This is a genomic window from uncultured Leifsonia sp., assembly GCF_945957465.1.
Lineage (GTDB): Bacteria > Actinomycetota > Actinomycetes > Actinomycetales > Microbacteriaceae > Leifsonia.
The window spans coordinates 37,500-59,614 of record NZ_CAMFLC010000015.1 but is presented as its reverse complement, the minus strand read 5'-3'; the positions used below and the strand labels follow the sequence as shown (position 1 = coordinate 59,614).

General features: G+C 71.6%; 23 protein-coding genes. 14 read left to right on the top strand and 9 right to left on the bottom strand.

Features of this window, described 5'->3' with window-relative positions; translation table 11 throughout:
- The first annotated feature begins 43 nt into the window (after positions 1–43).
- The 3 genes from Q0Q23_RS09070 (at position 44) to Q0Q23_RS09060 (ending at position 2,574) form a co-directional block, all read left to right on the top strand.
- Positions 44–934, top strand: a complete 891-nt coding sequence (locus tag Q0Q23_RS09070; protein WP_295122273.1) for a formylglycine-generating enzyme family protein — start codon at positions 44–46, stop codon at positions 932–934.
- Between the two features lie 220 nt (positions 935–1,154).
- A complete protein-coding gene (locus Q0Q23_RS09065) occupies positions 1,155–1,886 on the top strand; it encodes a response regulator transcription factor (RefSeq protein ID WP_295122241.1) in 732 nt (243 codons plus the stop codon).
- A 172-nt stretch (positions 1,887–2,058) separates the two neighbouring features.
- Positions 2,059–2,574 carry a DUF2127 domain-containing protein gene (locus tag Q0Q23_RS09060; protein WP_295122239.1) on the top strand — a complete coding sequence of 172 codons (516 nt, stop codon included), beginning with the start codon at positions 2,059–2,061 and terminating at the stop codon, positions 2,572–2,574.
- A gap of 43 nt (positions 2,575–2,617) precedes the next feature.
- Here the strand turns inward: Q0Q23_RS09060 and Q0Q23_RS09055 are convergent, their stop codons facing one another.
- The 5 genes from Q0Q23_RS09055 to Q0Q23_RS09035 all read right to left on the bottom strand — a co-directional run bounded on the left by Q0Q23_RS09055 (position 2,618) and on the right by Q0Q23_RS09035 (position 7,378).
- Positions 2,618–3,844, bottom strand: coding sequence for a serine/threonine-protein kinase (locus Q0Q23_RS09055; protein WP_295122236.1), 1,227 nt, complete (start codon positions 3,842–3,844; stop codon positions 2,618–2,620).
- Complete coding sequence (locus Q0Q23_RS09050) at positions 3,841–4,290, bottom strand: hypothetical protein (RefSeq protein ID WP_295122234.1); 450 nt, start codon at positions 4,288–4,290, stop codon at positions 3,841–3,843. The genes Q0Q23_RS09055 and Q0Q23_RS09050 overlap by 4 nt, the downstream gene beginning before the upstream one ends.
- Positions 4,291–4,392: 102 nt before the next feature.
- The gene (locus Q0Q23_RS09045) at positions 4,393–5,697 is read right to left on the bottom strand and encodes a sodium:proton exchanger (protein WP_295122232.1); all 1,305 of its coding nucleotides are present in this window, start codon (positions 5,695–5,697) and stop codon (positions 4,393–4,395) included.
- A gap of 344 nt (positions 5,698–6,041) precedes the next feature.
- Positions 6,042–6,704, bottom strand: a complete 663-nt coding sequence (locus Q0Q23_RS09040; protein ID WP_295122230.1) for a GntR family transcriptional regulator — start codon at positions 6,702–6,704, stop codon at positions 6,042–6,044.
- Positions 6,701–7,378 (bottom strand): GntR family transcriptional regulator, encoded by a 678-nt coding sequence (locus Q0Q23_RS09035; RefSeq protein ID WP_295122228.1) that lies wholly within the window; start codon positions 7,376–7,378, stop codon positions 6,701–6,703. The genes Q0Q23_RS09040 and Q0Q23_RS09035 overlap by 4 nt, the downstream gene beginning before the upstream one ends.
- Positions 7,379–7,644: 266 nt before the next feature.
- On the opposite strand from Q0Q23_RS09035, the gene Q0Q23_RS09030 reads away from it, so the two are divergent.
- A complete protein-coding gene (locus Q0Q23_RS09030; RefSeq protein ID WP_295122226.1) occupies positions 7,645–7,842 on the top strand; it encodes a hypothetical protein in 198 nt (65 codons plus the stop codon).
- A gap of 27 nt (positions 7,843–7,869) precedes the next feature.
- Here the strand turns inward: Q0Q23_RS09030 and Q0Q23_RS09025 are convergent, their stop codons facing one another.
- Positions 7,870–8,817, bottom strand: coding sequence for an AraC family transcriptional regulator (locus tag Q0Q23_RS09025; RefSeq protein ID WP_295122224.1), 948 nt, complete (start codon positions 8,815–8,817; stop codon positions 7,870–7,872).
- Between the two features lie 169 nt (positions 8,818–8,986).
- Positions 8,987–9,367 (bottom strand): hypothetical protein, encoded by a 381-nt coding sequence (locus tag Q0Q23_RS09020; protein WP_295122222.1) that lies wholly within the window; start codon positions 9,365–9,367, stop codon positions 8,987–8,989.
- Positions 9,368–9,398: 31 nt separating this feature from the next.
- Here Q0Q23_RS09020 and Q0Q23_RS09015 point away from each other — a divergent pair, with 31 nt between their 5' ends.
- From Q0Q23_RS09015 to Q0Q23_RS08990, 6 genes are all read left to right on the top strand, one after another.
- The gene (locus Q0Q23_RS09015; RefSeq protein ID WP_295122220.1) at positions 9,399–10,088 is read left to right on the top strand and encodes a hypothetical protein; all 690 of its coding nucleotides are present in this window, start codon (positions 9,399–9,401) and stop codon (positions 10,086–10,088) included.
- Between the two features lie 87 nt (positions 10,089–10,175).
- Positions 10,176–10,334: a hypothetical protein gene (locus tag Q0Q23_RS09010; protein ID WP_295122218.1), complete on the top strand. Its 159-nt coding sequence runs from the start codon at positions 10,176–10,178 to the stop codon at positions 10,332–10,334.
- A 118-nt stretch (positions 10,335–10,452) separates the two neighbouring features.
- A complete protein-coding gene (mgrA, locus tag Q0Q23_RS09005) occupies positions 10,453–11,490 on the top strand; it encodes an L-glyceraldehyde 3-phosphate reductase (protein ID WP_295122216.1) in 1,038 nt (345 codons plus the stop codon).
- Between the two features lie 356 nt (positions 11,491–11,846).
- The gene (locus tag Q0Q23_RS09000) at positions 11,847–13,442 is read left to right on the top strand and encodes a hypothetical protein (protein ID WP_295122214.1); all 1,596 of its coding nucleotides are present in this window, start codon (positions 11,847–11,849) and stop codon (positions 13,440–13,442) included.
- A 44-nt stretch (positions 13,443–13,486) separates the two neighbouring features.
- Positions 13,487–14,647 carry a hypothetical protein gene (locus tag Q0Q23_RS08995; RefSeq protein ID WP_295122212.1) on the top strand — a complete coding sequence of 387 codons (1,161 nt, stop codon included), beginning with the start codon at positions 13,487–13,489 and terminating at the stop codon, positions 14,645–14,647.
- Positions 14,648–15,133: 486 nt separating this feature from the next.
- On the top strand, positions 15,134–16,645 hold the full coding sequence (locus Q0Q23_RS08990) for a DUF4082 domain-containing protein (RefSeq protein WP_295122210.1): 1,512 nt from the start codon (positions 15,134–15,136) through the stop codon (positions 16,643–16,645).
- Positions 16,646–16,702: 57 nt separating this feature from the next.
- Here the strand turns inward: Q0Q23_RS08990 and Q0Q23_RS08985 are convergent, their stop codons facing one another.
- Positions 16,703–17,575, bottom strand: a complete 873-nt coding sequence (locus Q0Q23_RS08985; RefSeq protein ID WP_295122208.1) for a hypothetical protein — start codon at positions 17,573–17,575, stop codon at positions 16,703–16,705.
- 122 nt (positions 17,576–17,697) lie between these two features.
- On the opposite strand from Q0Q23_RS08985, the gene Q0Q23_RS08980 reads away from it, so the two are divergent.
- Positions 17,698–18,567 carry a glycosyltransferase family 2 protein gene (locus Q0Q23_RS08980; RefSeq protein WP_295122206.1) on the top strand — a complete coding sequence of 290 codons (870 nt, stop codon included), beginning with the start codon at positions 17,698–17,700 and terminating at the stop codon, positions 18,565–18,567.
- Complete coding sequence (locus Q0Q23_RS08975) at positions 18,564–19,214, top strand: polysaccharide deacetylase family protein (RefSeq protein ID WP_295122203.1); 651 nt, start codon at positions 18,564–18,566, stop codon at positions 19,212–19,214. The genes Q0Q23_RS08980 and Q0Q23_RS08975 overlap by 4 nt, the downstream gene beginning before the upstream one ends.
- Positions 19,215–19,222: 8 nt before the next feature.
- On the opposite strand, the gene Q0Q23_RS08970 is transcribed toward Q0Q23_RS08975, so the two are convergent.
- The gene (locus Q0Q23_RS08970) at positions 19,223–19,831 is read right to left on the bottom strand and encodes a hypothetical protein (RefSeq protein WP_295122201.1); all 609 of its coding nucleotides are present in this window, start codon (positions 19,829–19,831) and stop codon (positions 19,223–19,225) included.
- Positions 19,832–19,957: 126 nt separating this feature from the next.
- Here Q0Q23_RS08970 and Q0Q23_RS08965 point away from each other — a divergent pair, with 126 nt between their 5' ends.
- Positions 19,958–20,791 (top strand): hypothetical protein, encoded by an 834-nt coding sequence (locus Q0Q23_RS08965; RefSeq protein WP_295122199.1) that lies wholly within the window; start codon positions 19,958–19,960, stop codon positions 20,789–20,791.
- A complete protein-coding gene (locus tag Q0Q23_RS08960) occupies positions 20,788–22,110 on the top strand; it encodes an O-antigen ligase (RefSeq protein ID WP_295122197.1) in 1,323 nt (440 codons plus the stop codon). Before Q0Q23_RS08965 ends, Q0Q23_RS08960 begins: the two co-directional genes overlap by 4 nt.
- Positions 22,111–22,115: the final 5 nt, after the last annotated feature.

Genomic DNA, 22,115 nt, shown 5'->3' with positions numbered 1-22,115 from the left:
ACCCGCCTGATACCGTGAGCGCGTGATCGACGACGGCAGGGAGATGGTGCTGATCGGGGGCGGCACGTTCCGGATGGGCTCCGCCGAGTTCTACCCCGACGAGCAGCCCGTGGTCGAGCGCGAGGTCGCGGCCTTCCGCATCGACCGCTACCAGGTCACCAACGAGGATTACGCGCGGTTCGTCGCCGACACCGGCTACGTCACCGTTGCCGAGCGCCCGATGGCGGCCGAGGACTACCCCGGGGTCGCCGCGGAGGACCTGGTTCCCGGCGCCATGGTGTTCACGCCGACCTCGGGGCCCGTGGACCTGGGCGACTGGCGCAACTGGTGGCGATGGCAGCCCGGCGCGCACTGGCGGGCACCCTTCGGGCCCGGGTCGTCGGTCGAGGACCGACCGCGGCATCCCGTCGTGCACATCGCCTTCCCGGACGCGCAGGCCTACGCAGCCTGGGCAGGCAAACGGCTGCCGACGGAGGCCGAGCACGAGTTCGCCTCGCGCGGCGGCGTCGACGGCGCCCGGTTCGCCTGGGGAGACGAGCCCTACCCCGGCGGCGTGCCCCAGGCCAACTCGTGGCTGGGGCACTTCCCCTACGACAACCAGGGCGTGGGCGACACGGCACCGGTCGGGTCCTACCCCGCCAACGGCTACGGCGTCTACGACCTGATCGGCAACGTCTGGGAATGGACGACCGACTACTACACGCCGCGCCACCTCCGGCTCAGCGACCGTCCCGTGGACGCGGGCAAACGGCAGAACCTGCTCGCCGCCGCCAGCGCGCACGACGGCGAGACCATCCCGCGGCGGGTGCTCAAGGGCGGGTCGTTCCTGTGCTCGCCGGAGTACTGCCTGCGCTTCCGCCCGGCCGCCCGGTCACCGCAGGCCGAAGACACGGGGATGTCGCACATCGGGTTCCGCTGCGCGGCCGGCGCCTGACGCGCAACGGCGCGAGCCGCTCCGCGGCCCGAGGCGGGACGGCCGCCGTCGCCGACCGCCCCGCCTCCGGCCGTCCGTGTCAGGCTCTCCGGTTGCGCCGACGGATCGCGATCAGCGCAGCGCCCGCACCGAGAAGGGCGGCAGAGATCCCGCCGACGCCCCAGGCGATGGTCGACCCGGTCGACGCCAACCCCGCAGGGTCCGCGGGATCGGTGACACGATGCGTGGTGGCGCAGCCGGGGTTGCGGTCCGGCGCGGGCACGCAGGCAGCGACCCGGTCCGGGCTGGTGACCCCGCCACGCGGGCGGCGCTGGCGCGCATCCGCTCGATCGCTCGGCTGGCGCTCGGGAATCCGGACGCCGCATCCGTGATCGTGGAGCGCGACAGTGCACCGGGGCCGGTGCGTCACGTCGAGCGCGCCCGCGTGAACCTCGTGCTGGGCAGGAACGGCAGCGCCCTCCGGCAGCTGAGGGAGGCGGCGGCCGGGCGGCAGCTCGATGCCCGCACCGCCGCGGAAGCGGCCGCCCTCGAGTCCGCTGTGCTGCTACGCCTCGCCCCCACGGCCCGGACCCGTGGCGCCGTGCAGCACCTGGGCGCGCTGTCGGCCAGGACGGGGCTGCGACTCCCGATCGCGCTGCTGCCGGCGGACGATCACGCTCGTGTGGTGGCCGCTCTCGCGGACGCGGGGTTCGACGAGGTCGTCAGCGACGTCCCGTTGCGCGCGCTGCTGCCGAGTGCGGAACCCGAGTTGCGCCTCACCGAGCGCGAACTCGCCGTCCTCGCGCAGCTCATGGAACCACGGTCGGTGAACGAGATCGCCTCCGCGTTGGTCGTGTCGACGAACACCGTCAAGACGCAGCTGCGCGGGGTGTACCGCAAGCTCGGAGTGAACAACAGGGAGGACGCCATCGCGGTCGCAGTCGCGCGCCATCTGCTCGTGGAAACGGACTGACGCCGCCCACTCGCGCGATCGAATGCAGGCGCACACGGTCTGCGGCGCTCACGCCGGGCCCCCGCAGCCCCCGGCTCCCGGCCCCCGGCTCCCGGCTCCCGGCTCCCGCCGGAGTCGGGGGCTATCGTCGTCATCACAGCGGACGCCGGACACGCCCGATCGAGGAGGTGCGATGAAAGACCGGGTCCTCGACCTCGTCTTCCTCCTCGGGGTGCTGTTCAAGGGCCTCGACGGCCTGGTGGAGGTCGTCGGCGGCGCGCTGCTGCTGTTCGTCACCCCCGCGAAAGTGCAGAGCGCCGCACAGGCTGCGACGTCCGGCGAGCTGGCCGAGGACCCGCACGACCTCATCGCCAACCTCGTCCTCCACGGCGTCGCCCACCTCCAGCACGGCAGCCTCGTGTTCGCCGCCGTGTACCTGCTGGTGCACGGCATCGTGAAGCTCGCGATCGTGATCGCCCTGCTGGTCGGCTCGCGCCGGATCTACCCGTGGGCGATGGCGGCGCTGGGGGCGTTCCTGATCTTCCAGATCTACGAACTGGTGACCAGGCCGTCGATCGGCGTCGCGGTCCTGACGGTGTTCGACGCGATCATCATCTGGCTCACCTGGCGCGAGTGGCGGCGCGGACGCGAGCTGCGCACGACGTGGCGCGGGACGGTGGCGTGGGTGCTGCGGCGGCCGGCCGCGTAGGCGATCGCGGGCCAGGGCGTGGAGGGCTCAGGGCGTGGAGGGCTCAGGGCGCGTAGGAGGTCGAGACCTGGTGCTCCAGCTGCTTCAGGTGCGTGCCCAGGGTGCCGTCGACCGCGGGGTAGCTGCCGACGGGGTCGGGAGCCGGGGCGGCGCTGCCCGCGAGCGCCCCGATAGCCAGGACCATCGCGACCACGGCCGCCATCACGTCGATGGCGAGGACGATCGCCAGCGCGGAGCGGCGACGACCCGACGACGTGGGCTGCTCGGGACGTGCCGCGCCGAGGTCCGGGCGCTCCGCGGTCGAACCCTGTGCAGCCGGGAGCACCAGAGTCGGCCCCAGCGCGGTCACCGCGTCCTTCGCCGACAGCGGCGCCGTCGGCACCTCGGCCGGGTCGGCGGTGAGGACCACGGTCGGCGAATCGCCCGCGAGGAGGGCGCTCAGACGCGGCGCGGCCTCCTCGGCCGACAGCCGATCCGCGGGGTCGCGGGACGTCATCGACCGCAGCAGCCCGCCCCAGGCGGGGCCCAGCGACTCCGGGATCCGCGGGTCGCGGGAGAGCCGGGCGGTGGCCGATTCCACGGCGGTGCCGGGGAACTCCCGATGGCCGGTGAGGCATTCGAGGAGGACCAGCCCGAGGGAGTAGACGTCGGTCGCCGCCGTGACGGGGCGCCCGGCCGCCTGCTCCGGGCTCAGGTAGCTCGCCGTCCCGATGACGGTGCCGGTCGCGGTGACCTTGGCGTCGTCGACGAGGCGTGCGATCCCGAGATCGGTCAGCTTCGCGGCGACGCCGGACGCGGTCGACTCCGGCAGGAGGATGTTCGCCGGCGACACATCGCGGTGCACGACCCCGGCGCCGTGGAGGTACGCCAGCGCACGGGCGATGTCGGCGCCGATCGCGGCGACCGCCCGCTCGGGAAGCGCGCCGGAGCGCAGGCGCCCACGCACGTCGGTGCCCTTCACGTACTCCAGCACCAGCACACCGCGACCTTCGGCGTCCGTGATCGCGTCGAACAGCGTCACCAGCGACGGATGCGAGCGGGTCGCCAGGATGCGCACTTCGTCCTGCTGCCGGCGGAGGTCCGCAGCGTCGGCGAACTCCGAGCGGAACACCTTCAGCGCCACCTCCCGGCCGAGGGCCTCGTCGGTGGCGCGGTAGACGTCGGCGAGCCCCCCGCGGCCGATGCGCTCGAGAACGCGGTAGCGGCCGGCGACCAGGGTGCCCGCCGCGTCGGTCAGCGGCTGCGGCGTCTCATCGGTGGTCGGCATCATCCGTCGCCGCCCTTTCCCGGTCCGGGGCCCTTGTCCTTGCCGGGGCCCTTGTCGCTGCCTTTGCCCTTCTGATCCTGCTGCTGTTGCTGCTCCTGCAACTGCTGGAGCTGCTGCTGGAGGCGGGCCTTCTCCGCCTGGTCCTGCAGCTGGGCGAGGTCGGCGCGCACGGCCGCGATCGAGGCGGCGATCGCCGCGTGCCGCGCTGCCGTCATGTCGCCCTTCGCCCGGGCGGCGTCGTTCAGCTTCTCCAGCGCGGCCAGCTGGTCCTGGGCGCCGGCGAGGTCATCGGCGTGGGCGGCGGTCGCAACGGCCAGGACGCCGTGCTGGAGGGTGCTCGCCGTCTGCGCCGAATAGCCCGGCTCCGCTGCGCAACCGCTGAGCCCGAGTGCGAGCGCGACGCAACCCGCGACCACGGCGCGGCGCGCGCGGCGCACATGTGAGCCCACGCTGTCCACCTCCTCAGCGCTGCGGTCCTCCTCAGCGCCTCAAGCACGGTAGCCGCAGATCGGCCCGGTGTCGAGGCGCGCGGGCGAGCGCACCGGTGATCCTCAGCGAACCAGCTCCTCCAGTGCGGCCTGCGGTTTCGAATGCTCGGAACCGACGCGCCGGAACGGGGCGGCAAGCGTCGCCGGGACCAGTCGGGCGTGCCGGACCAGCAACACCGCCGCCAGCACGGTGTACACGGCCGACACCACCCACCTGGCCTCGGTGGAGGTGAACACGAATGTCGCAGCGAACGGCGCGAAGAGCGCCGCGGCCCAGCGGCCCGAGAAGCGCAAGCCGATCAGCATCGCCACCCCCAGCACCGTCTGCGCCACGGTCAGGGTGAACTCCTCCACCTGCCGGCCGTCCAGGGGGAGCGCCCAGCCCCCACCGCCCAGCAGATGCGCCACCGGCAGCGTCCCGACGAGCGCCGTCCACTGGTTCACCTTGCTGGCCAGCAGGATGCCGAAGCCCATCGCCGCCTTGCCGCGGGTGGCGAAGATGATCGCGATGACGAACTCCGGGGCCTCCGACGCGAGCGGTGCCAGCCACTGAACGAGGACGAAGTCGTCGATCCCCGCCGCACGGCCCCCCGCGATCAGGCTGTGCGCGAACGGTTCCGCCAGCAGCAGGACGACGGCGGCCGACACGACGAAGACGGCGATGACGGTGGCGCGGCGGGCGGCCGTCGGCAGCGTGCCGATCGCGCGCGGAACGCCCACGAGCTCCGGCTCCTCGCTCTCCCCCTTCGACACGCGCCAGAGGGAGAACACGAACAGGCCGAGCAGACCGACACCGAGCACGACCGGGATGCTGCCGGTGAGCGGGATGACCAGGGTCAGCACCGACGCCGTCACCAGCAGCCCGAGCTCGACCCGGTTGTCCGCGGGCAGGCGCACGGCGAACGGTCGCGCGTGGACGGCCGGGTCGATCGGCCGGCGGCGTGCGCGAGCCGCCCGGTGGGCGAGGTAGGCGATCAGCAGCAGGAACGGCCAGCCGAACCCGAGCAGCAACCGGTTGGACCCGGTCATGTTCGCGGCGGCGTACTGCGCCTGACCCGGGTCGGAGCCGGACGTGAACGCGAAGTACAGGTCGATCGCGTACTCGGGGAGGATCGCGATGACCGCCAGCAGCCCGACGGCGAGGCCTCCGGAGATGTCGACCTCCGCGGCCTCCCCGGCCCACGCCAGGGCGAACGCGGCCGCGACGATGGCGAGCCCGAACATCAGGATGCCGACGATCGGGGCCGGCTCGACGCCGCTGAGCCGCAAAGCGACGCCCTGCGCCGCCACGAGGGCGACCAGGCCGAGCGGGATCAGCAGTCGGCGTCGGGACGCGGCGGCAGGGGGATGACTGTCGGTACTGTTCACTGTTCCGGCCTCTCGATCGAGGGCGCCGGACAGCACGCAGCAGGGAGTCCGGTCACCGCGGTGGGACCGAAGGTCTCGCTCGCCCGAGTCCGACGGCGCGGCCGGATGGCACGCGTCAGACGGCACGGGAGGCACGCCGGGCCGCTTCGACGCGAGCCAGTATGTCGACGTGCCCGCACGGCCGGACGACCGGCCGCGGAGCTACTCCCCTTCGCGCTTCCCATCCTTGCGGACGACGCCGGCGACGCCGGCGCGACCGGGTGGATTGCCAGCGTTTCGTGCGGCCTAACTCTGCGGCTAGACGGGGCGGGGTCGGCGACTGAGCCTGCCGCGTCCGACCGCAGTCACGCCGTCGGGTGCGGCACCCCGAAGATCCGCTTCGTGGCGACCACCACCTCGCGGTCGTCACCCCGGTCGAGGGCGTCCTTCAGCGCTTCGTACCCGCGAGCCAGCTCCGCGCGATCGGTCGGGAGCCCCTGGTGGGCCACGCTCACGTGGTAGCTGAGCGACGGGGCCGCCCGCGCGATCAGCTCCAGCAGCACCGGATTGGGGCACCCCCGCAGCATCGACGAGAAGAGCGCCTCCGCCGAGCGGGTGATCGCCGGGACGTCGCCGTCCCGGAGTCGCGCGACGACGTCGTCGATCTGTTCGCCGATCGCGCCGCGGGCGCGGGCGTCGAGGCGCGGGAGCGCCAGCAGCGTGGCCCCGGCCACCAGCACCCCGATCGTCTGCAGCGTCTCCAGAGCCTGCTCCGGTCGCGGAGCGATGACCGCCGAGTGCGATTGCGGCGCCGTCTGCACCAGTCCCTCCAGGCTCAGCGTGTGCAACGCCTGCCGGATCGGAGTGCCGGAGACGCCCAGCCACGCCCGGAGCTCGGCCTCGTCGAGGCGTTCGCCGGGGAGGAGGACGCCGGTGAGGATGGCGTCCTTGAGCTGCGCGTAGACACGATCGCGCACCAGCTCACGCGTCGAGCCGGAGCGTCCCGCTCCGTCGGGGATCGGCGTCACCGCGCCTCCCCTCGCGCCCTGGCGCTCGGCTGGTCGATGCGGAACACGAGCTTGGTCGCGTCGGCGACGGCCTGCGCGTCGCCGGCCTCCAAGGCATCGCGGAGCGATCGGTAGTCGCGCGCGGCTTCGTCCCACTGCACGTCGAAGGCGCGGTAGGCGACGGTCACATAGTAGGCGCGCGCGGCGAGCGCCCTGGCGGAGAAGTCGACCAGCACACGGTTGGGGCATGCGGCGATCAGACGGGCGTAGTAGGCCTGCGATCCCGCGATCCCGGCCTCGATATCCTGACGATCGAGAGCGTCGATCAGTCGGTCGATATCGGCGATCACGTCGCGGCGGCCGGCGTCGCCGAGTTCGTCGAGGACGAAGTCGAGGATGCCGAGCACGACGACACCGATGGTCTGCAGGTTCGAGACGGCGTCCTCTGCGCGCGGTTCGACCACCCGCGTGTGCGACTGGGCGACGGTCTCGACGAGCCCTTCGACCGTGAGGGCGTGCAGGGCTTGGCGGATCGGCGTCTTCGACATCCCGAGCCAGGCCTGGAGCTTGTCGTCGTCCAGTCGTTCGCCGGGCAGGATCGTGCGGGTGAAGATCGCGTTCTTCAGGGCGTCGTACGCGCGGTCGCGTGCGAGGAGTCGCGCGGGTGGGCTGCTCGCTGAGCCGGGAACCGGCATCCGCCCCTCCTCCCGAGGGCGTTCGCCCCCTGGCGTTCATCGTACTGAGCCGTACCTCCGAACTGGAACTTCAATCTGGACTAAAGTTCCAGTCCGGTCCTATACTTCACGCACAATGCGAATATCGCTCGGAGAGGGTGTCGTTCCCCCCACGACGCCCTCCGCCCTCTGAGCCGTCGAGATGCGTCTCGGGCTCAGTCGGGGTCCTGCGCTTCGGGTGCGCAGGACCCCGACCCCAGCATCGATGCGACGGGAGCCCACCCGAGATGTTCCTCGATCGAACCCCCGCGTCGGGCGACGTCACCATCACCCTCGACAGCGACACCTACGTCCGTCTGCTGCGGCGGGCCGCCGAGGCCGGGATGTCACCCGAGGCCTTCGTCGAGCGCCTCACCCGCGACGGCTACGGTCGGGCGATACGCGTGCCAGGAGCGGACGGCCCGGGACGCGACCCTCTGCGCTGAGACGTCTCCACCGACCCGTCAGCGCTGTCAGGGACGAACGGCGGGCGGCGCCTCCGGTTCGCCGAACTCGGAACGGTACGCACGGCTGAAGCGTTCGGTCGACGCGAAGCCCCAGCGGTAGGCGAGGTCGGCGTCGCTCAGGGACGGGTCGGCCCGCCGGTCGAGACGGGCGGCCGATATGCGCGCCACTCGGAGGTAGCGGCCCGCGCTCCCTCCGGTGCGCGCCCGGAACGCCAGGTCGAGGTCGTAACGGCTCGCACCGGAAGCACGCGCGATGTCGCCCACGCTGATCGGCAGTGACAGGTGGTCGTCGATGAAAGCCGTCGCGCGCCGGAAGATGACGCTGCCACTGCGGTTCGTCGCCGGCCGGGAGCGGTGGTCCCCCACCAGTGGGAAGGTCTCCAGCACGTCCAGCGCGAGCTCGTGGAAGAGACTCGCGCGGACCATCGGGTTGTCGATCGTGCCCGACCGGAGGAACTCGGCGGCGAGCTGGATCGACTGCAGCATCCGGTAGCTCCGGCGCAGGTCGACCGGCCGCGGAGAGGCGAACTCCGGCTGGACGCGATCGTCTGCGAAGACCACGCGCGCGACGTCGCGGAGGAGGTCGGGGGCGATGTAGACGTTGACGATGGTCAGATCGACGCCGCGCCCGAACAGGTCGTGGCCGGGCCGCGCCAGGAACGGCGCCGCGTAGGACGAGTCGCGATCCCCGTCGATCTCCCAGCGGTAGTCGCCGGAGAAGACGCCGGAGACGCTGAACCGGTCGAACTCGCCGTCGGACTGCCACTCGCCGCCGATCCGGTACAGGCCCACAGCGAGATCGTCGTCGCCCGCCTGCTCGACGCGGAACGAGAAGTCCGCTCCGGGATCGCGCGAGAAGACGAACCGCCCATCGGCTTCGCGGAGCAGGGCGTCGGCCTCCGTCGGGTCCGTCGTGCTGCTCCGCACGCGTTTGAGGACGTCCACACGTCGCACAGTACTCCTCGGGGCCGACGGCTCAAGACGTCCGCAGCCTGGTACGCCGCGACGAGCACTGGAGCCCGGGGGCGCGCGGCGGTAGCGTGGAGGTCCCCGTAGCTACGGGTATGGGGAAACAGCGCCAGAGCCCGACTGAGCGATCGGCCGGGCTCTGGTCCGCCCGGCCTCACTCGTCGCGCGCGTCGGGCCTGTCGAACTCGTCCAGCTGATCGATGCCCTGCGGGGCTTCGACCTCCACGTCGACTCCGCCCTCCTGCTCGGCACCGCCATCGCCCTCATCGCGGAACGCACCGGTGCCCTCGTCGAGGGTTCCCTCGCCGTCGGGGTAGCCGGCTTCGTCCGGGTATTCCATGCCTCCGGTGTTCGCCACGTCCATCGGATCTCCCTCCGTCTGCTGACGATCCTGCAACAGGACGGCGGGGCGCGCCAGAGCGATGATCCAGCGGAGCGGCCGGTCGACACGGGTGACGACCGGATCGCTCGACAGGTGAAGTGCGGGTGGTTCTCGCCGCTTCTCCTGTCGGGATCGGCGGTCGGGGAGGGACACTCGCTGACAACCCTCACCTCCGGAGCCCGCCATGCGCACCCGCACCCTCGTCCTGGTCGTCGCCGCACTCGTCACCGCGGCGGCGATCGCCATCGCCGCCGGCCCGACCTACAGCGCGCTCACCGCGGGCGCCGCGTTCGTCCTCACCGCCGGAGACGCAGGGGACACCGGGGGGCCCGCACACCCGGGCCCGGGCGACCCGATCGGCCTGGTCACGGTCGACGAGCACGAGGTGGCGTCGCCCGTCGACGGCGGTGCCGCCTTCCTCCCGCTCGCAGCGGACGACCGGTACCGGCCTGGACGCACGTTCCACACCGAACTCGGCATCGCGGACAACGATCCCGACGTCGCCGCAGCCGTCTCGCTGGCCGTGGTCCCGATGGACCCCGCAGGCACCGGGCAGGTCGGCACATCCCCGAACCTCACGCCGCTCCTGCTGGTCACCGTGGTGGACACGACGACGGGAGAGGTGCTCGTCGGCGGCAGCGCCGCCGATCCGAGCCGGGGGTGGCCCGTCGCGGACGCCACCGCAGTGCTGGGCCACCTGGCAGCGCGGGATGCGGACCCGCTCGACGGCGGCGACCGCTGGACGGCGGGCGCTCCGGGCAGCCGGCACGACCTCGCCGTGTCGGTGTACTGCCCGGACACCCCCGCGGTGCGCGCTCTGGACGGCGGGCGCTCCGACCTCGCGCTGCTGGTCTCCGGCATCGGTCAGCCCTGACCGCCGGCCGCCGTCACGACCGCCGGCGCACGCCGACCCGACGCCCCACCCGTTGACGAGGAGCCCACGACGGGGTTCGGTGGTGGCATGGTAGCTCTCATCATCATCCTGCTCGTGATCTGGCTGATCCTCGCGATCCTCGGCTTCGCGGTGAAGGGCCTGCTCTGGCTGGCGATCCTCGGCATCGTGTTCTTCGTCATCACGGCGATCGTCGGCTGGCTGCGCCGGGGAGCATCGCGCAGCTGATGTCCGGCGCCGGTTCGCCCGGAAACACCGCCGCGAGCGCTGATTCATCCACGCCGGCGGAGAATCGGATCGGACGCCGCTGTTGGACGAGCACCGCCGGGGCGGGGAGGCTGGTCACATGACCTACGCACCGGACCCCTCCCGCTACGACCGCATGCCCTACCGGCGCACCGGCAGCAGCGGCCTCGACCTCCCCGCGCTGTCCCTCGGCCTCTGGCACAACTTCGGCGACGACCGGCCCACCGAGACCCAGCGCGCAATCGTCCGCCGGGCGTTCGATCTCGGCATCACCCACTTCGATCTCGCGAACAACTACGGGCCACCGTACGGCGCGGCCGAGCTCAACTTCGGGCGCATCCTCCGGGAGGACCTCCGGCCGTACCGTGACGAGTTGATCGTGTCGTCGAAGGCCGGCTGGGACATGTGGCCGGGGCCGTACGGACAGGGCGGAGGCAGCCGGAAGTACCTGCTCGCCAGTCTCGATCAGTCGCTCGGCCGGTTGGGGCTCGACTACGTCGACATCTTCTACTCGCACCGTCCGGATCCCAGCACGCCGCTGGAGGAGACGATGCAGGCGCTCGACACCGCCGTCCGCAGCGGCAAAGCACTGTATGTCGGCATCTCGTCCTACGGAGCCGATGAGACGCGGCGCGCGGCGGAGATCCTGCGCGAACTCGGCACGCCGCTGCTCATCCACCAGCCGTCGTACTCGATGCTCAACCGCTGGATCGAGACCGAGGGGCTGCTCGACACGGCGGGCGAGCTCGGGGTCGGAGTGATCGGCTTCACGGCCCTGGCGCAGGGGATGCTGACCGGCAAGTACCTCGACGGCGTGCCGGAGGGCTCGAGGGCGGCCGCGGGAACCTCGTTCGACGCCGGCTGGCTGACCGACGAGGCAGTCGAGCGGCTGCGCGGTCTCGACGCCATCGCGTCGTCGCGCGGGCAGACCCTCGCGCAGCTCGCGCTGGCATGGGCGCTCCGCGACCCCCGCGTGACCTCGCTCGTGATCGGCGCCAGCAGCGTTGCGCAGCTGGAGCAGAATGCCGGCGCGCTCGACCGCCTCGATTTCACGGCGGAGGAGCTCGCGGCCATCGACGAGCTCGCCGTGGACGCGGGCGTCGACCTGTGGGCCGGCGCGCGCCGCGGCGAGGTCTGAGCTACCACCTCGGCGGGCCGACGTGAATCCCCTCGCCCCGGTCCGCGTGCCCACGTAGCGTGATGCCATCACGTCGGACGCGTCGCCGGGTGGATCACGGACCCGGCGTCTTCCCGATGTGTGTGGGGCGGATCCCGGGCGGCAGGCTTCTGGCCGGCCTCCCGGGGTCCGATGAACGACGAACCGGTGAATTCCACGACTCTGGCGGGTGAAATATCCGCAGATTGTGTGTTTCCGCAGTGCTTCCCCAGGGACTCCCCGGAGTCGTCTGATTGGCTGGCAGGAGTTGGTTCGCGGCACGACGCGCGAGCTCGAGGAACGGGGGCGCAGCGATCCGTGGTGGAACGGGACATCGGGTGGAACGGGGCACGCTGACCGCGACGGCCGAGCGCCCGGCGACCGGCACCGAGCCGCTGCGGGCGATCAGGCCGTGGACGATCGCGGCCGTGTTCGGCCTCGTCGCCACGATCATCTGCGCGGCGGGCAGCTGGATCCCGTCGCTCTGGGGTGACGAGGCGACCACCCTGATGTCCGCGCGGCGCCCGGTCACCACGCTGCTTCCAATGCTCTTCCACGTGGACGCCGTGCACGGCCTCTACTACCTCGGCATGCACGGGTGGATCCGGCTGGCGGGCGAGAGCCCGTTCGCCCTGCGGCTGCCGAGCGCCGTCGCGATCGGGTTCGCCGTCGCCGCCGTCACCCTGCTCGCCGGGCGACGGGGCGGCCCCAAGGCGGCGGTCGTCGCGGGCATCGTCGCCTGCGTCCTTCCGCGGATGACGTACGCCGGAGAGGAGGCGCGTTCGTTCGCGTTCACCGCGGCCTCGGCCTCGTGGCTGACCGTGCTGCTGCTCTGGCTCGTCGACGGCGCAGGCCGCACCGCGCCCGCCGCCGTCCGGCGAAGCTGCTGGGCGGTCTACGCCGCCGGGCTGGCTATCACCTCGTACCTCTTCCTCTACACGGCATCGATCGCGATCGCGCACCTCGCGATCCTGCTGATCTCGAGGGCGTCGCGCCCACTGCTGCGCTCGTGGGCCATCGCGACGGGGAGCGCGCTCGTCGCACTCGCGCCTCTCGTGCTGCTCGCGTACTTCGAGCGCAGCCAGATCGGCTACCTGGGCAACCAGCCGATCGATCCGACCACGCTGCTGTGGATGCCGTGGTTCGGCAACGGCTGGGTCGCGTTGGTCGCCTGGGCGTGCATCGCGCTGGCGGTCGGCTCCGCAGCGCACGCACGGTGGGGCGCCGCCGGCCGTGCTGCGACCGCGGCGCTGCCCCGGACCGCACCCGTCCCTGTGCCGGCCGCCCTGGTCGGCGCCTGCTGGCTGATCCTGCCCACCGGCGCGCTGCTGCTGATCAACCTGGCGTTCCCCCTCTACACGGCGCGATACTCCACCTTCGCCGCTCCAGCCGCGGCGCTGCTCATCGCGGAAGGGCTACTCGTACTCGGCCGCATCGTCTCGCGCCGCGACGGCATCCCGACCGTCGCGGCGACCGGCGTCGGGCTCCTGGCGGTCGTGGCGATCTGCACTCCCGCCTACCTGTCGCAGCGGGGCCCCTACTCCAAGAACGACTCGGACTGGGCCGAGGTCAGCGCAGCGATGGGAGCGGCGGCGCTGCCGGGCGACGCGGTCGTGTTCGACGAGTCCACGAAGCCGTCGCAACGCCCGCGGCTCGCCATGCACACCTATCCGCGCGGCTTCAGGGCGGTCGGCGACCCCACGCTGCGCACGCCGTACGACCGCAACATCGGCTGGGCCGACCGCGTCTACTCGGTGCAGACGGCCGCGGAGCTCGGCCGCTTCGACGGGGTCCGGCGGGTCTGGCTGATCGAGAGCGACGTGGACGGCTCACTCGACCGCTACGGGCTCGCCGAGTTGGAGGCACTCGGCTTCGAAGAGACCGGGCGCAGCATCCCCACCCACCGCTCGATGCTCATCGAGCTGACCCGCTGATCGCCCTCCGGGCCGCCCGCGCCGGCCGAGCTTATGCTCGGAGCATGGCTACGGCGGTCTCGCAGGACGGCGTCGGCGAGCACCGAGCCGCCGACCGGATCTCCCGTCGCCTGCGGGCGGCGTCCGTCGAGTCGCTGGCGCTCGGGATGGGCGCGCTCGCGTTCGCCGCGGTGGCGGCGGTGGCGTTCTTCGTCTTCGCGGGCCACAGCCTCTCCATCGCCGGCGCCGGGTCCGTCGGCCAGTTCGCCGCTATCGCGTGCTGCCTGGTCGCGCTGGTCGCGTACGGGGGCGGACGGGTGGCCACCTGGAGCATCCCCTGGTTCAGCCGGCCCCGGGAGCACCGCTCGCGGTTGACCGCCGCCGTGGAGGTGTTCGACTCGCTGGCGATCTCGATCGCGCACGCCGTGGTCGTGCTCCTGCTGTGGACGGTGCTGAGCGATGTGCTCGCTCGCAGCTTCCAGGACGCACAGGTGTTCGCCATCCCGGCCACCCTGCTGGTCGGGACGGCGGCCGCGGTGTCGGCCTACTACGTGTTCCTCTCGGCGGCCGACATGAACCCGCTGCTGCTGTCCGCGGTGCTCGCGATCTTCCTGGTGGTGGGAGCGCTGACGAGCATGCTGACGGCGTCGAACCCGCACTGGTGGAAGCAGAACCTGAGCGTGCTGGGCATCAGCGACGACTGGTCGGCGGCGACGTTCGACATCACCGTGATCGTGGGAGGGATCCTCGTGACGGCGATCGCCCGCTACGCCACGGACAGCGGCAGTCCCGAGCGACGGCCGACGCGCGGCGAACTGCAGGTGCGCACGGCCCTCGTCATCGTCGGGGCGATGCTGGCGTGCGTCGGGCTCTTCCCCGTCGACCGTTTCTTCCTGGTGCACAACACGGCGGCGACCGGGATGGCCGTCGTCTTCTGCGTCTTGGCCATCGGCATCCGCTGGATGATGCCGCACCTCCCGCACACCTTCTATGTGCTCGGCTGGGTATTCATCGGCGTGATCGTGCTCGTCGCCCTGTTCTTCGCCGTCGGCTATTACAACCTCACCGCTGTCGAGCTGGTCGCGGCGGTGCTCATCTTCAGCTGGATCATCGTCTTCCTCCGCATCACCGAGGCGACGGGCAGCGACGCCGCACGGCGGGGGGAGCTCGACACCCCACCGACGGGTGCACCCCCGAACGCGGGGGATTCCCCACGCGGAAATTGATGTAACCTCAGCTTTATTGAGTGGGGGGAGCTCCGGCTCCATCCGGGACCCCGGCGCCAGGCGGGCGCCAGGGTCCGTCCCGGGTTCGGCGCCTCGTACGGGTGACCACGACCCCGCGTGGGGGTGAGCGAGCCAGAGAGAATCGTGTGAATTCGGGCGCCCGTGTGGCACGCTCCGCCGCGACTCGGGCCGCACCGGCCGCGCGACGGCGATCCGCTGGGCCATTGCTGCCATCGCCGGACGGCTGGATCGCCCCTCGACATCTCCCCCGAATTGGGGTGGAGAACGCTGTGTCGGGCTCGGTTGCGACCTGTTATATGGCCCCTCTACGATGACTGCCATCGGCGACGCTCGACCTGCCGATACCCCCACTCACCCCCAGACGACGGAAGCGGACCCACCGGGTCCGCCCAATCGAACGGAAGTTCCCCCCTTATGTCCGACATGCCACGGCACCGCCTGTCCGCGCGCAGAAATCGAGGACTCATGGCCGGCGCAGCAGCGCTGGCGACGATCGCCGTCACCGCCGGTGCGCTCGCGATCGGGTCCGCAGCCGCTAAAGCCGATACCAACGGTATCTTTCCCGATGACCTGAGTCCCCGCATCGCCGCGGCCTCGGACCACGACTCGGTCGTGCTCGGAGTCCGGTTCGCCCCGACCCAGTCGGGCACGATCTCGGCCCTCCAGTACTACCAGGGCCCGAAGGACTCGGGCATCACCACGGCCACCCTGTGGTCGTCGTCCGGAACCGCACTCGCCTCGGCGGCCGTCCCCGCCAACCGCACCGTCGGCTGGCACACGGTCGCGCTGCCCAAGCCCGTCGCGGTCAAGGCGCGTTCGACCTATGTCGCGTCCTACCTGGCGACCAAGGGCGGTTACGCCGTCACCCAGCACGTCCTGAACAAGGCGCACGTGCAGAACGGCTTCTCCTTGCCGTCGAACGCCGGCGTGTTCCGGTACGGCCGGAGCAACGCGATGCCGACGTCGACCTACAAGGGCTCCAACTACCTGGCGGATGTCGTCTTCAGCGCCACCGGCGGAGCAGTGACGACGCCCACCCCGACGCCCACGCCGACCAAGACCAGCACGCCGACGCCGACGCCCACCCCGACGCCGACCAAGACCAGCACGCCGACGCCCACCCCGACGACGACGCCGACCCCACCGGCGCCCACGGGCGGCATCACGGCGCTCGGTCAGAGCTTCCCGTCGCCGAGCACCACCGGAGTGCCCGCCGGCACGGCCCTCACGCCGTACACCGGTCCGTGCACGATCCAGACGCCCAACGTCGTGATCGACGCCAAGGTGGTCAACTGCTACCTGCGCGTGCTCGCGAAGGGCGTCGTGATCACCCGGTCGCAGATCAACGGCGGCGTCTACGCCGACTACAACGACAACGTCGGCTCCTTCACGATCTCCGACAGCCTCGTCGACGCGGGCAACTCCGCGGGTACGGGCATCGGTGACGCGTACTTCACCGCGACCCGCGTTCACGTGACCGGCGGCTCGCGTTCCATCAACTGCTACGCGGACTGCACCGTGCAGGACTCCTACGTGGCGGGCCAGTACACGGACAACACCGGCGTGAACCACGAGTCGGGCATCCGCGTCAACACCAACAGCCGACTGATCCACAACACGATCGGGTGCACGGCCCCGGACGTCGCTCCCGACGCCGGCTGCTCGGCCGCGATCACCGGGTATCCCGACTTCGACCCGGTGCAGAACAACGTCATCCAGAACAACCTGATCCTCGCGGGCTCGGGCGGCTACTGCGCCTACGGCGGCTCCACCGCCGGCAAGCCGTTCTCGGGACAGACCAAGAACATCACGTTCAAGGACAACATCTGGCAGCGAGGCACCGAGATGGGCGACGGCAACCGCGGCTACGTCTGCGGATGGTGGGGTCCCATCACCTCGTTCGACATCAACGCGCCCGGCGCGGTCTGGTCGAACAACCGCTACGACGACGGCACGGCGGTCGCCCCGGCGAACTGAGCCGGCGACGCACACACAGACGGGAGGTCTCCTTCGAGGAGGCCTCCCGTTCGCGTCTCACCACTGCACGAGCGTCAGCTCGCTGTAGAGGTAGTCGAGGGACGCCGGATCGACGTCGGCTCCCCGGAACATCTTGGGCCGGTTGCTCGCGAGGGCGCGGCCCGGGCCCGGCGGAGCGAAGCCGACCACCCGGCGTTCGGCGAGCGTGACGGGGAGCCCGCGGCGGAGAAGATGGGCGCCCACGAGCGGCCAGCTCCTCTGCAGCAGTGCGCGGTCGCCTCCGGCGTAGAGGGGGACCGCGAACAGCGGCAGGCGCTTGCGCCGCTCGCGCCGATAGACCAGGTACGCGTAGGCGCCGTCGGCCTCGACGAGCACGTGGCGAGCGGCGGCGGTCGCTCGGTGGTCACGGTACGCCTGAGCGTCACGGCCCTCGAGCCGCCGCTCCAGGTCCTCCGGATCGTCGCTCACCCGGGCGGCGCTCCGGCCCGGCCGCGGCAGGTTGACCACCAGGCGCCCCGCCGTGTCGACGTGCCGGAAACCCAGTCGCTCGTTCATCGCCACGACGTTGCCGCTCGGCGAGAAGTCGGTGAACACGTACCCGCGCTGTCCGAGCAGTGCCCGGATGAGCCGGACGCTGTGTGCGCGGTGCTCCTCCAGGACGCAGAAGGCCGCGAGATTGCACACGTCCCGGGGCTCGCCCCCGAACTCGCGCCGCGAGTAGACGGCGACGTAGGCGCCCACGATCGTCTCGTCGTGAACGAGCTGGAAGCCCCGGTTCGGCACGGCGCCGTCGTCCCAGGGCGGGAGGAGCAGCCGCGCCCAGCCGTCGACGGACACCCGCGCGTTCAGGTTGCTGTGGAGGAAGCGGGCGACCGGGAGCGCGTCGTCGGCAGAGATCGGCCGAACCTGGGGTGCTCCGCCTGCCTCCACGACGAACACCTTAGCGCCGGTCGCGGTCGCGACGGCTCACCCGAGCAGAATGCGTGCATTTGCCGCTACGCTGAGCCGAGCCATCAGCATCGACGTCGCAGGACAACGTGAGGGGGTTGCCGATGCCGAGCGTCGTGATCGCCGCTCACAACGAGGAGCAGGTGATCGGCGCGTGCCTCGACGCGCTGGCCGCTCAGGACATCGGCGGAACGCTGGAGATCGTGGTGAGCGCCAACGGCTGCACGGACCGGACGGCCGACATCGCCCGCCGAGGCGGAGCCGTCGTCGTCGACCGCCCCGAGCCGGGCAAGGCGGCAGCGCTCAACGCGGGCGACGCCGTCGCCACCTCGTTCCCGCGCATCTACCTGGACGCGGACATCGTGCTCCCCCCGCACGCGGTCGGAGCACTCGTCGCGCGGCTGTCCGATGCTCCGGGCCGGCTCGCGGCCGTCCCGCGGCGGCGACTCGACACCGCAGGGCGCCCCTGGCCGGTGCGCGCCTACTTCTCCATCAACGAGCGGCTGCCGGCATTCCGCTCCGGGCTGTTCGGTCGCGGTGTGATCACGCTGTCCGAAGAGGGCCGCGCGCGGTTCACCGCGTTGCCCGACCGGATCGCCGACGACCTGTTCGTGGACTCCCTCTACTCGGAGGCCGAACGCGTCGTGGTTCCGGAGGTCGAGGTCGTGGTCGAAGCGCCGCGCACCACGCGCGCACTGCTCGCGCGCCTCGAGCGCGTGCGGCGCGGCAACGCCCAGCTGCGTGCCGACGGCGCCGCGACCGGCGCGCCGGTCCGGCCGGCGAGGCGCTGGGCGTGGTTCACCGACGTGGTCGTCCCGCACCCTCGGCTCGCCTTCGCGGCGGTGCCCTACGTCGCGATCACCGTGGTCGCCGCTCTGCGTGCCCGCCGCGCCGCCTCCAGCGGCGGCGGCTGGGGGCGCGACGACAGCACCCGGAACGGCACCGCGACCGGCGACCGACGAGGAGCCGCATGAGGATCAACATCTGCTTCCACGGGATCGGCGCGGGGGAGGAACGAGAACCCGGCGGGGCGAACTACTGGATCAGTCGCGAGCTGTTCCTCGCCGTCCTGGACGAGCTCCGCGGCCGCCCCGATGTGCGGATCAGCTTCGACGACGGGAACTCCTCGGACATCGACGTCGGCCTCCCCGCGCTCCTCGAACGGGGCATGCAGGCGACCTTCTTCCCGCTCGCCGGCCGACTCGAGGAGGCCGCGAGCCTGGGTCCCGACGACCTGCGGTCATTGCGCTCCGCCGGGATGGGCGTCGGAACACACGGCTGGGCGCACGTGCCCTGGCGCAACCTGTCGCCCGCCGAGCAGCACCGCGAGTTCGTGGAGGCGAGGGAAATCCTCGCGGAGGCGAGCGGAGGCCCGATCGAGGAGGCGGCGCTCCCGCTCGGCCGCTACGACCGGGCATCGCTCGCCCGGCTGCGGGAGCACGGATACCGGACGGTCTTCACCAGCGATCGCTACCCCACCCGCGCGACGACGTGGCTCCAGCCGCGGTACAGCGTCACCGCGCGCGACACGGTCGCCTCCGTGCGTCACATGGTCGACCATCGCCCCGGGCCGGCCGATCTGCGCGCGTTCGCTTCGAGCTCGTACAAGCGCCGCCGCTGACCGCGCCGTCAGCGGAACAGCCGCAGCGGGCGCGGGCGCCGACGCCCGAGCCGTTCCGCCAGCACGACGGCGGCCGCGGTGATGCCCACCCCGAGCGCCGCCGTCATCCCGAGGGCGCGGGGCTTGCTGCCACCGACGTGGTAGATCACCGTGGACCGGGGCGCGGCCTGGACGGTGATGTCGTTGATCGGCTCGACGCCCCGCTCGCGCTGCAGCGCGTCCAGCTCGTCCTGCACCCGCTTGAGGAGCGTCGTCTGCCGTTCGAGGACGGTCGCCCGGTCGGGCGCCACGATCTCGAGGTAGAGGATCTGGCTCTGGAAGTTGGTGCCCCACTGGCCGCCGGTGTCGGGCAGCGTCAGCGACCACCCGTCCCGGATGCCCCGGCCGATGAGCGTCACATCCGGGGAGGCGAACTTGGTCACCGGCCCTGGACCCGTGATGCGTTTGGCCACGACCCCGGCCGTGTCGATGATGTCCTCGGACTGCGTCGCGAGGGTGTTGGGGTAGTACGAGCTGCTCGGCGCCAGGAAGACGATCTGCGTGCGCGTGTAATAGACGCCCTTGTCGCTCAGCAGCGCGAACGCCGCCAGCCCAGTGCAAACGACTCCCACGAGCACGATCGGCCATCGTCGGAGACAAGCGGCGAAAAAATCCCAGAGAGTCATGAGTGTCCCTCGTTTAGACTAACTCGTGACTCGCTACGCCAGCCAGTCGTGGCGGCTCCGCTCTGAGGGGGGAACACAGTGACACGAGACGTCCTCCGCGCTCTCGGCCGACGATGGTACGTCCTGGTCGCCGGGCTCCTCATCACGGCCGGCTTGGCGGTCGGCGCGTATCGCATCACGCCGCCGAACTACACCGCCAGCGGCCTGATCCTCCTGCTCCCCTCCAAGACCGCCATCGGCCCGGGCGGCAACCCGTTCCTGGCGCTCTCCGACCTGGACCAGCCGGCGGGGATCCTCGTGGCCTACTTCTCGGGCTCGTCGGCGCAGGCCCATGTCAAGGCGGAGGCGCCGACCGCTCGGTACCAGGTCTTGATCAACACCTCGGCCCGCGGCCCGATCATCGAGGTCGATGTCACCGACAAGTCGTCGGCGGGAGCGCTCAAGGCGCTCGACTATGTGACCGAGCAGGTCCCCGTGGTGCTGGACAGGCTGCAGACGCAGGTGTCGGCGCCGGCCGACGCCATCATCACGTCGATGCCGCTGACCATCGACAGCAAAGCGAAGGCCGACTATTCGGGCACGATCCGGATCGTCATCGCCGCGGTCGTCATCGGGCTGCTGCTGACCGGGATCGTCGCCTTCGCGCTCGACGGACTCCTGGCCAGCAGGAAGGCGCGCAGGCAGGCGCGCCGGGAACACGATGACACCGAGGTCGCCGCACCGGCCGCGGCCACGGAGACCGCGCACCCGAAGCGACCCCGGCGCGGCGCGCGGGAGCCGGCGCCGCCCACCCCGGTGGCGACCGATGGGCCCGCCGACGCCCACCCGGCGGACGAGAACGCCCACCTGGCGAACGAGATGGTCTCCCAGCTCTCCGGACGCGCCCCCGCCGAGTCCGGGCGGGAGCCTTGACGACACGGCTCGCCCCGCCGGAGACCCGGCTGGCGATACCGAGCCCCGTGGTCGACGCCGTCGGCTGGCTGACGATCTACGTCGCCCTGCTCCTCTTCGTCCCCACCCGGCTCGTCTTCGGCCCCCTGGGCAGCGCCGGCGCACCGTCCATGCTGTTCGGGCTGGGCAGCCTGGTGCTGTGGGTGTTCTTCCGCCTGGGGTCCGGGAGGGGCGGGATGACCACGCCCCAGCCCATCCGGATCGCCCTGGGGATCTTCCTGGTCTGCGTGGGGATCAGCTATGTCCTCGCCATGTCGGGGCCGATGGCCCCCGCCGAGATCAGCCCGGGAGACGTGGCCCTGCTGGCGTTGGCGTCGTGGAGCGGAACGCTGCTGCTGACCCACGACAACGTGCCGGATCGCTCGCGGCTCGAGACGCTGATCTGGCGGCTCTGCGTGTGCGGCGCCATCATCGCGCTGCTCGGGATCTTCCAGGTGCTCACGCGGCAGATCTGGGTCGACAAGCTCTCCATCCCCGGACTCACCGGTTCGGCCGGCTACTCCCTGAACGCGCGCGGCGGCTTCCCCCGGCCGGCGGGCACGGCGACCCATCCGATCGAGTACGGGACGCTGATCACGATGATCCTCCCGCTCGCCCTCTACGTCGGGTTCAACCAGAAGCACCGCCCCCTCCTCGTCCGCTGGCTGCCGGCCGTGGCCGTGGCGGCCGTCGTTCCGCTCACGTCGTCGCGATCCGCCTACCTGGGCGCGGCGGTCGGCTTCCTGGTGTGCCTGATCGGCTGGCGGAGGACGCGACGGCTGCGCATGCTCGGCGTGGTCGCCGTCGGTGTCGCAGCCATGAGCGTCGTCACACCCAACCTGTTCACGTCGATCATCGGGCTCTTCGCCGGAGCCGCCAACGACCCGAGCATCGCCTCGCGCACCGACAGCTATTCGCTCGCGGAGGAGTTCCTGCTCCGAAGACCCGTGTTCGGACGCGGCCTCGGAACGTTCCTGCCGATCTACCGCATCTTCGACAACCAGTACCTTCTGCTCCTGGTCACCGTGGGTATCGTCGGCACGGCCGCCTTCATCGCGCTCGGCACCACCGCACTGGTGACGTCGCTGCGGCTGCGCATCCGGCAGCGCGACGAAGCGACCAGAGACCTGGCGATCGCGCTGGCCGCGTCGATCGCGACCGGATTCGTCTGCCTGTTCACGTTCGACGCCTTCGCGTTCCCCATGACGATGGGGACGCTCTTCCTCATCCTCGGCCTGGCGGGTGCGCTGCGGCGCATCGAACGCGGCTCGGCCATGCCGTTCGTCCCGCTAGTAGGATGACCGCC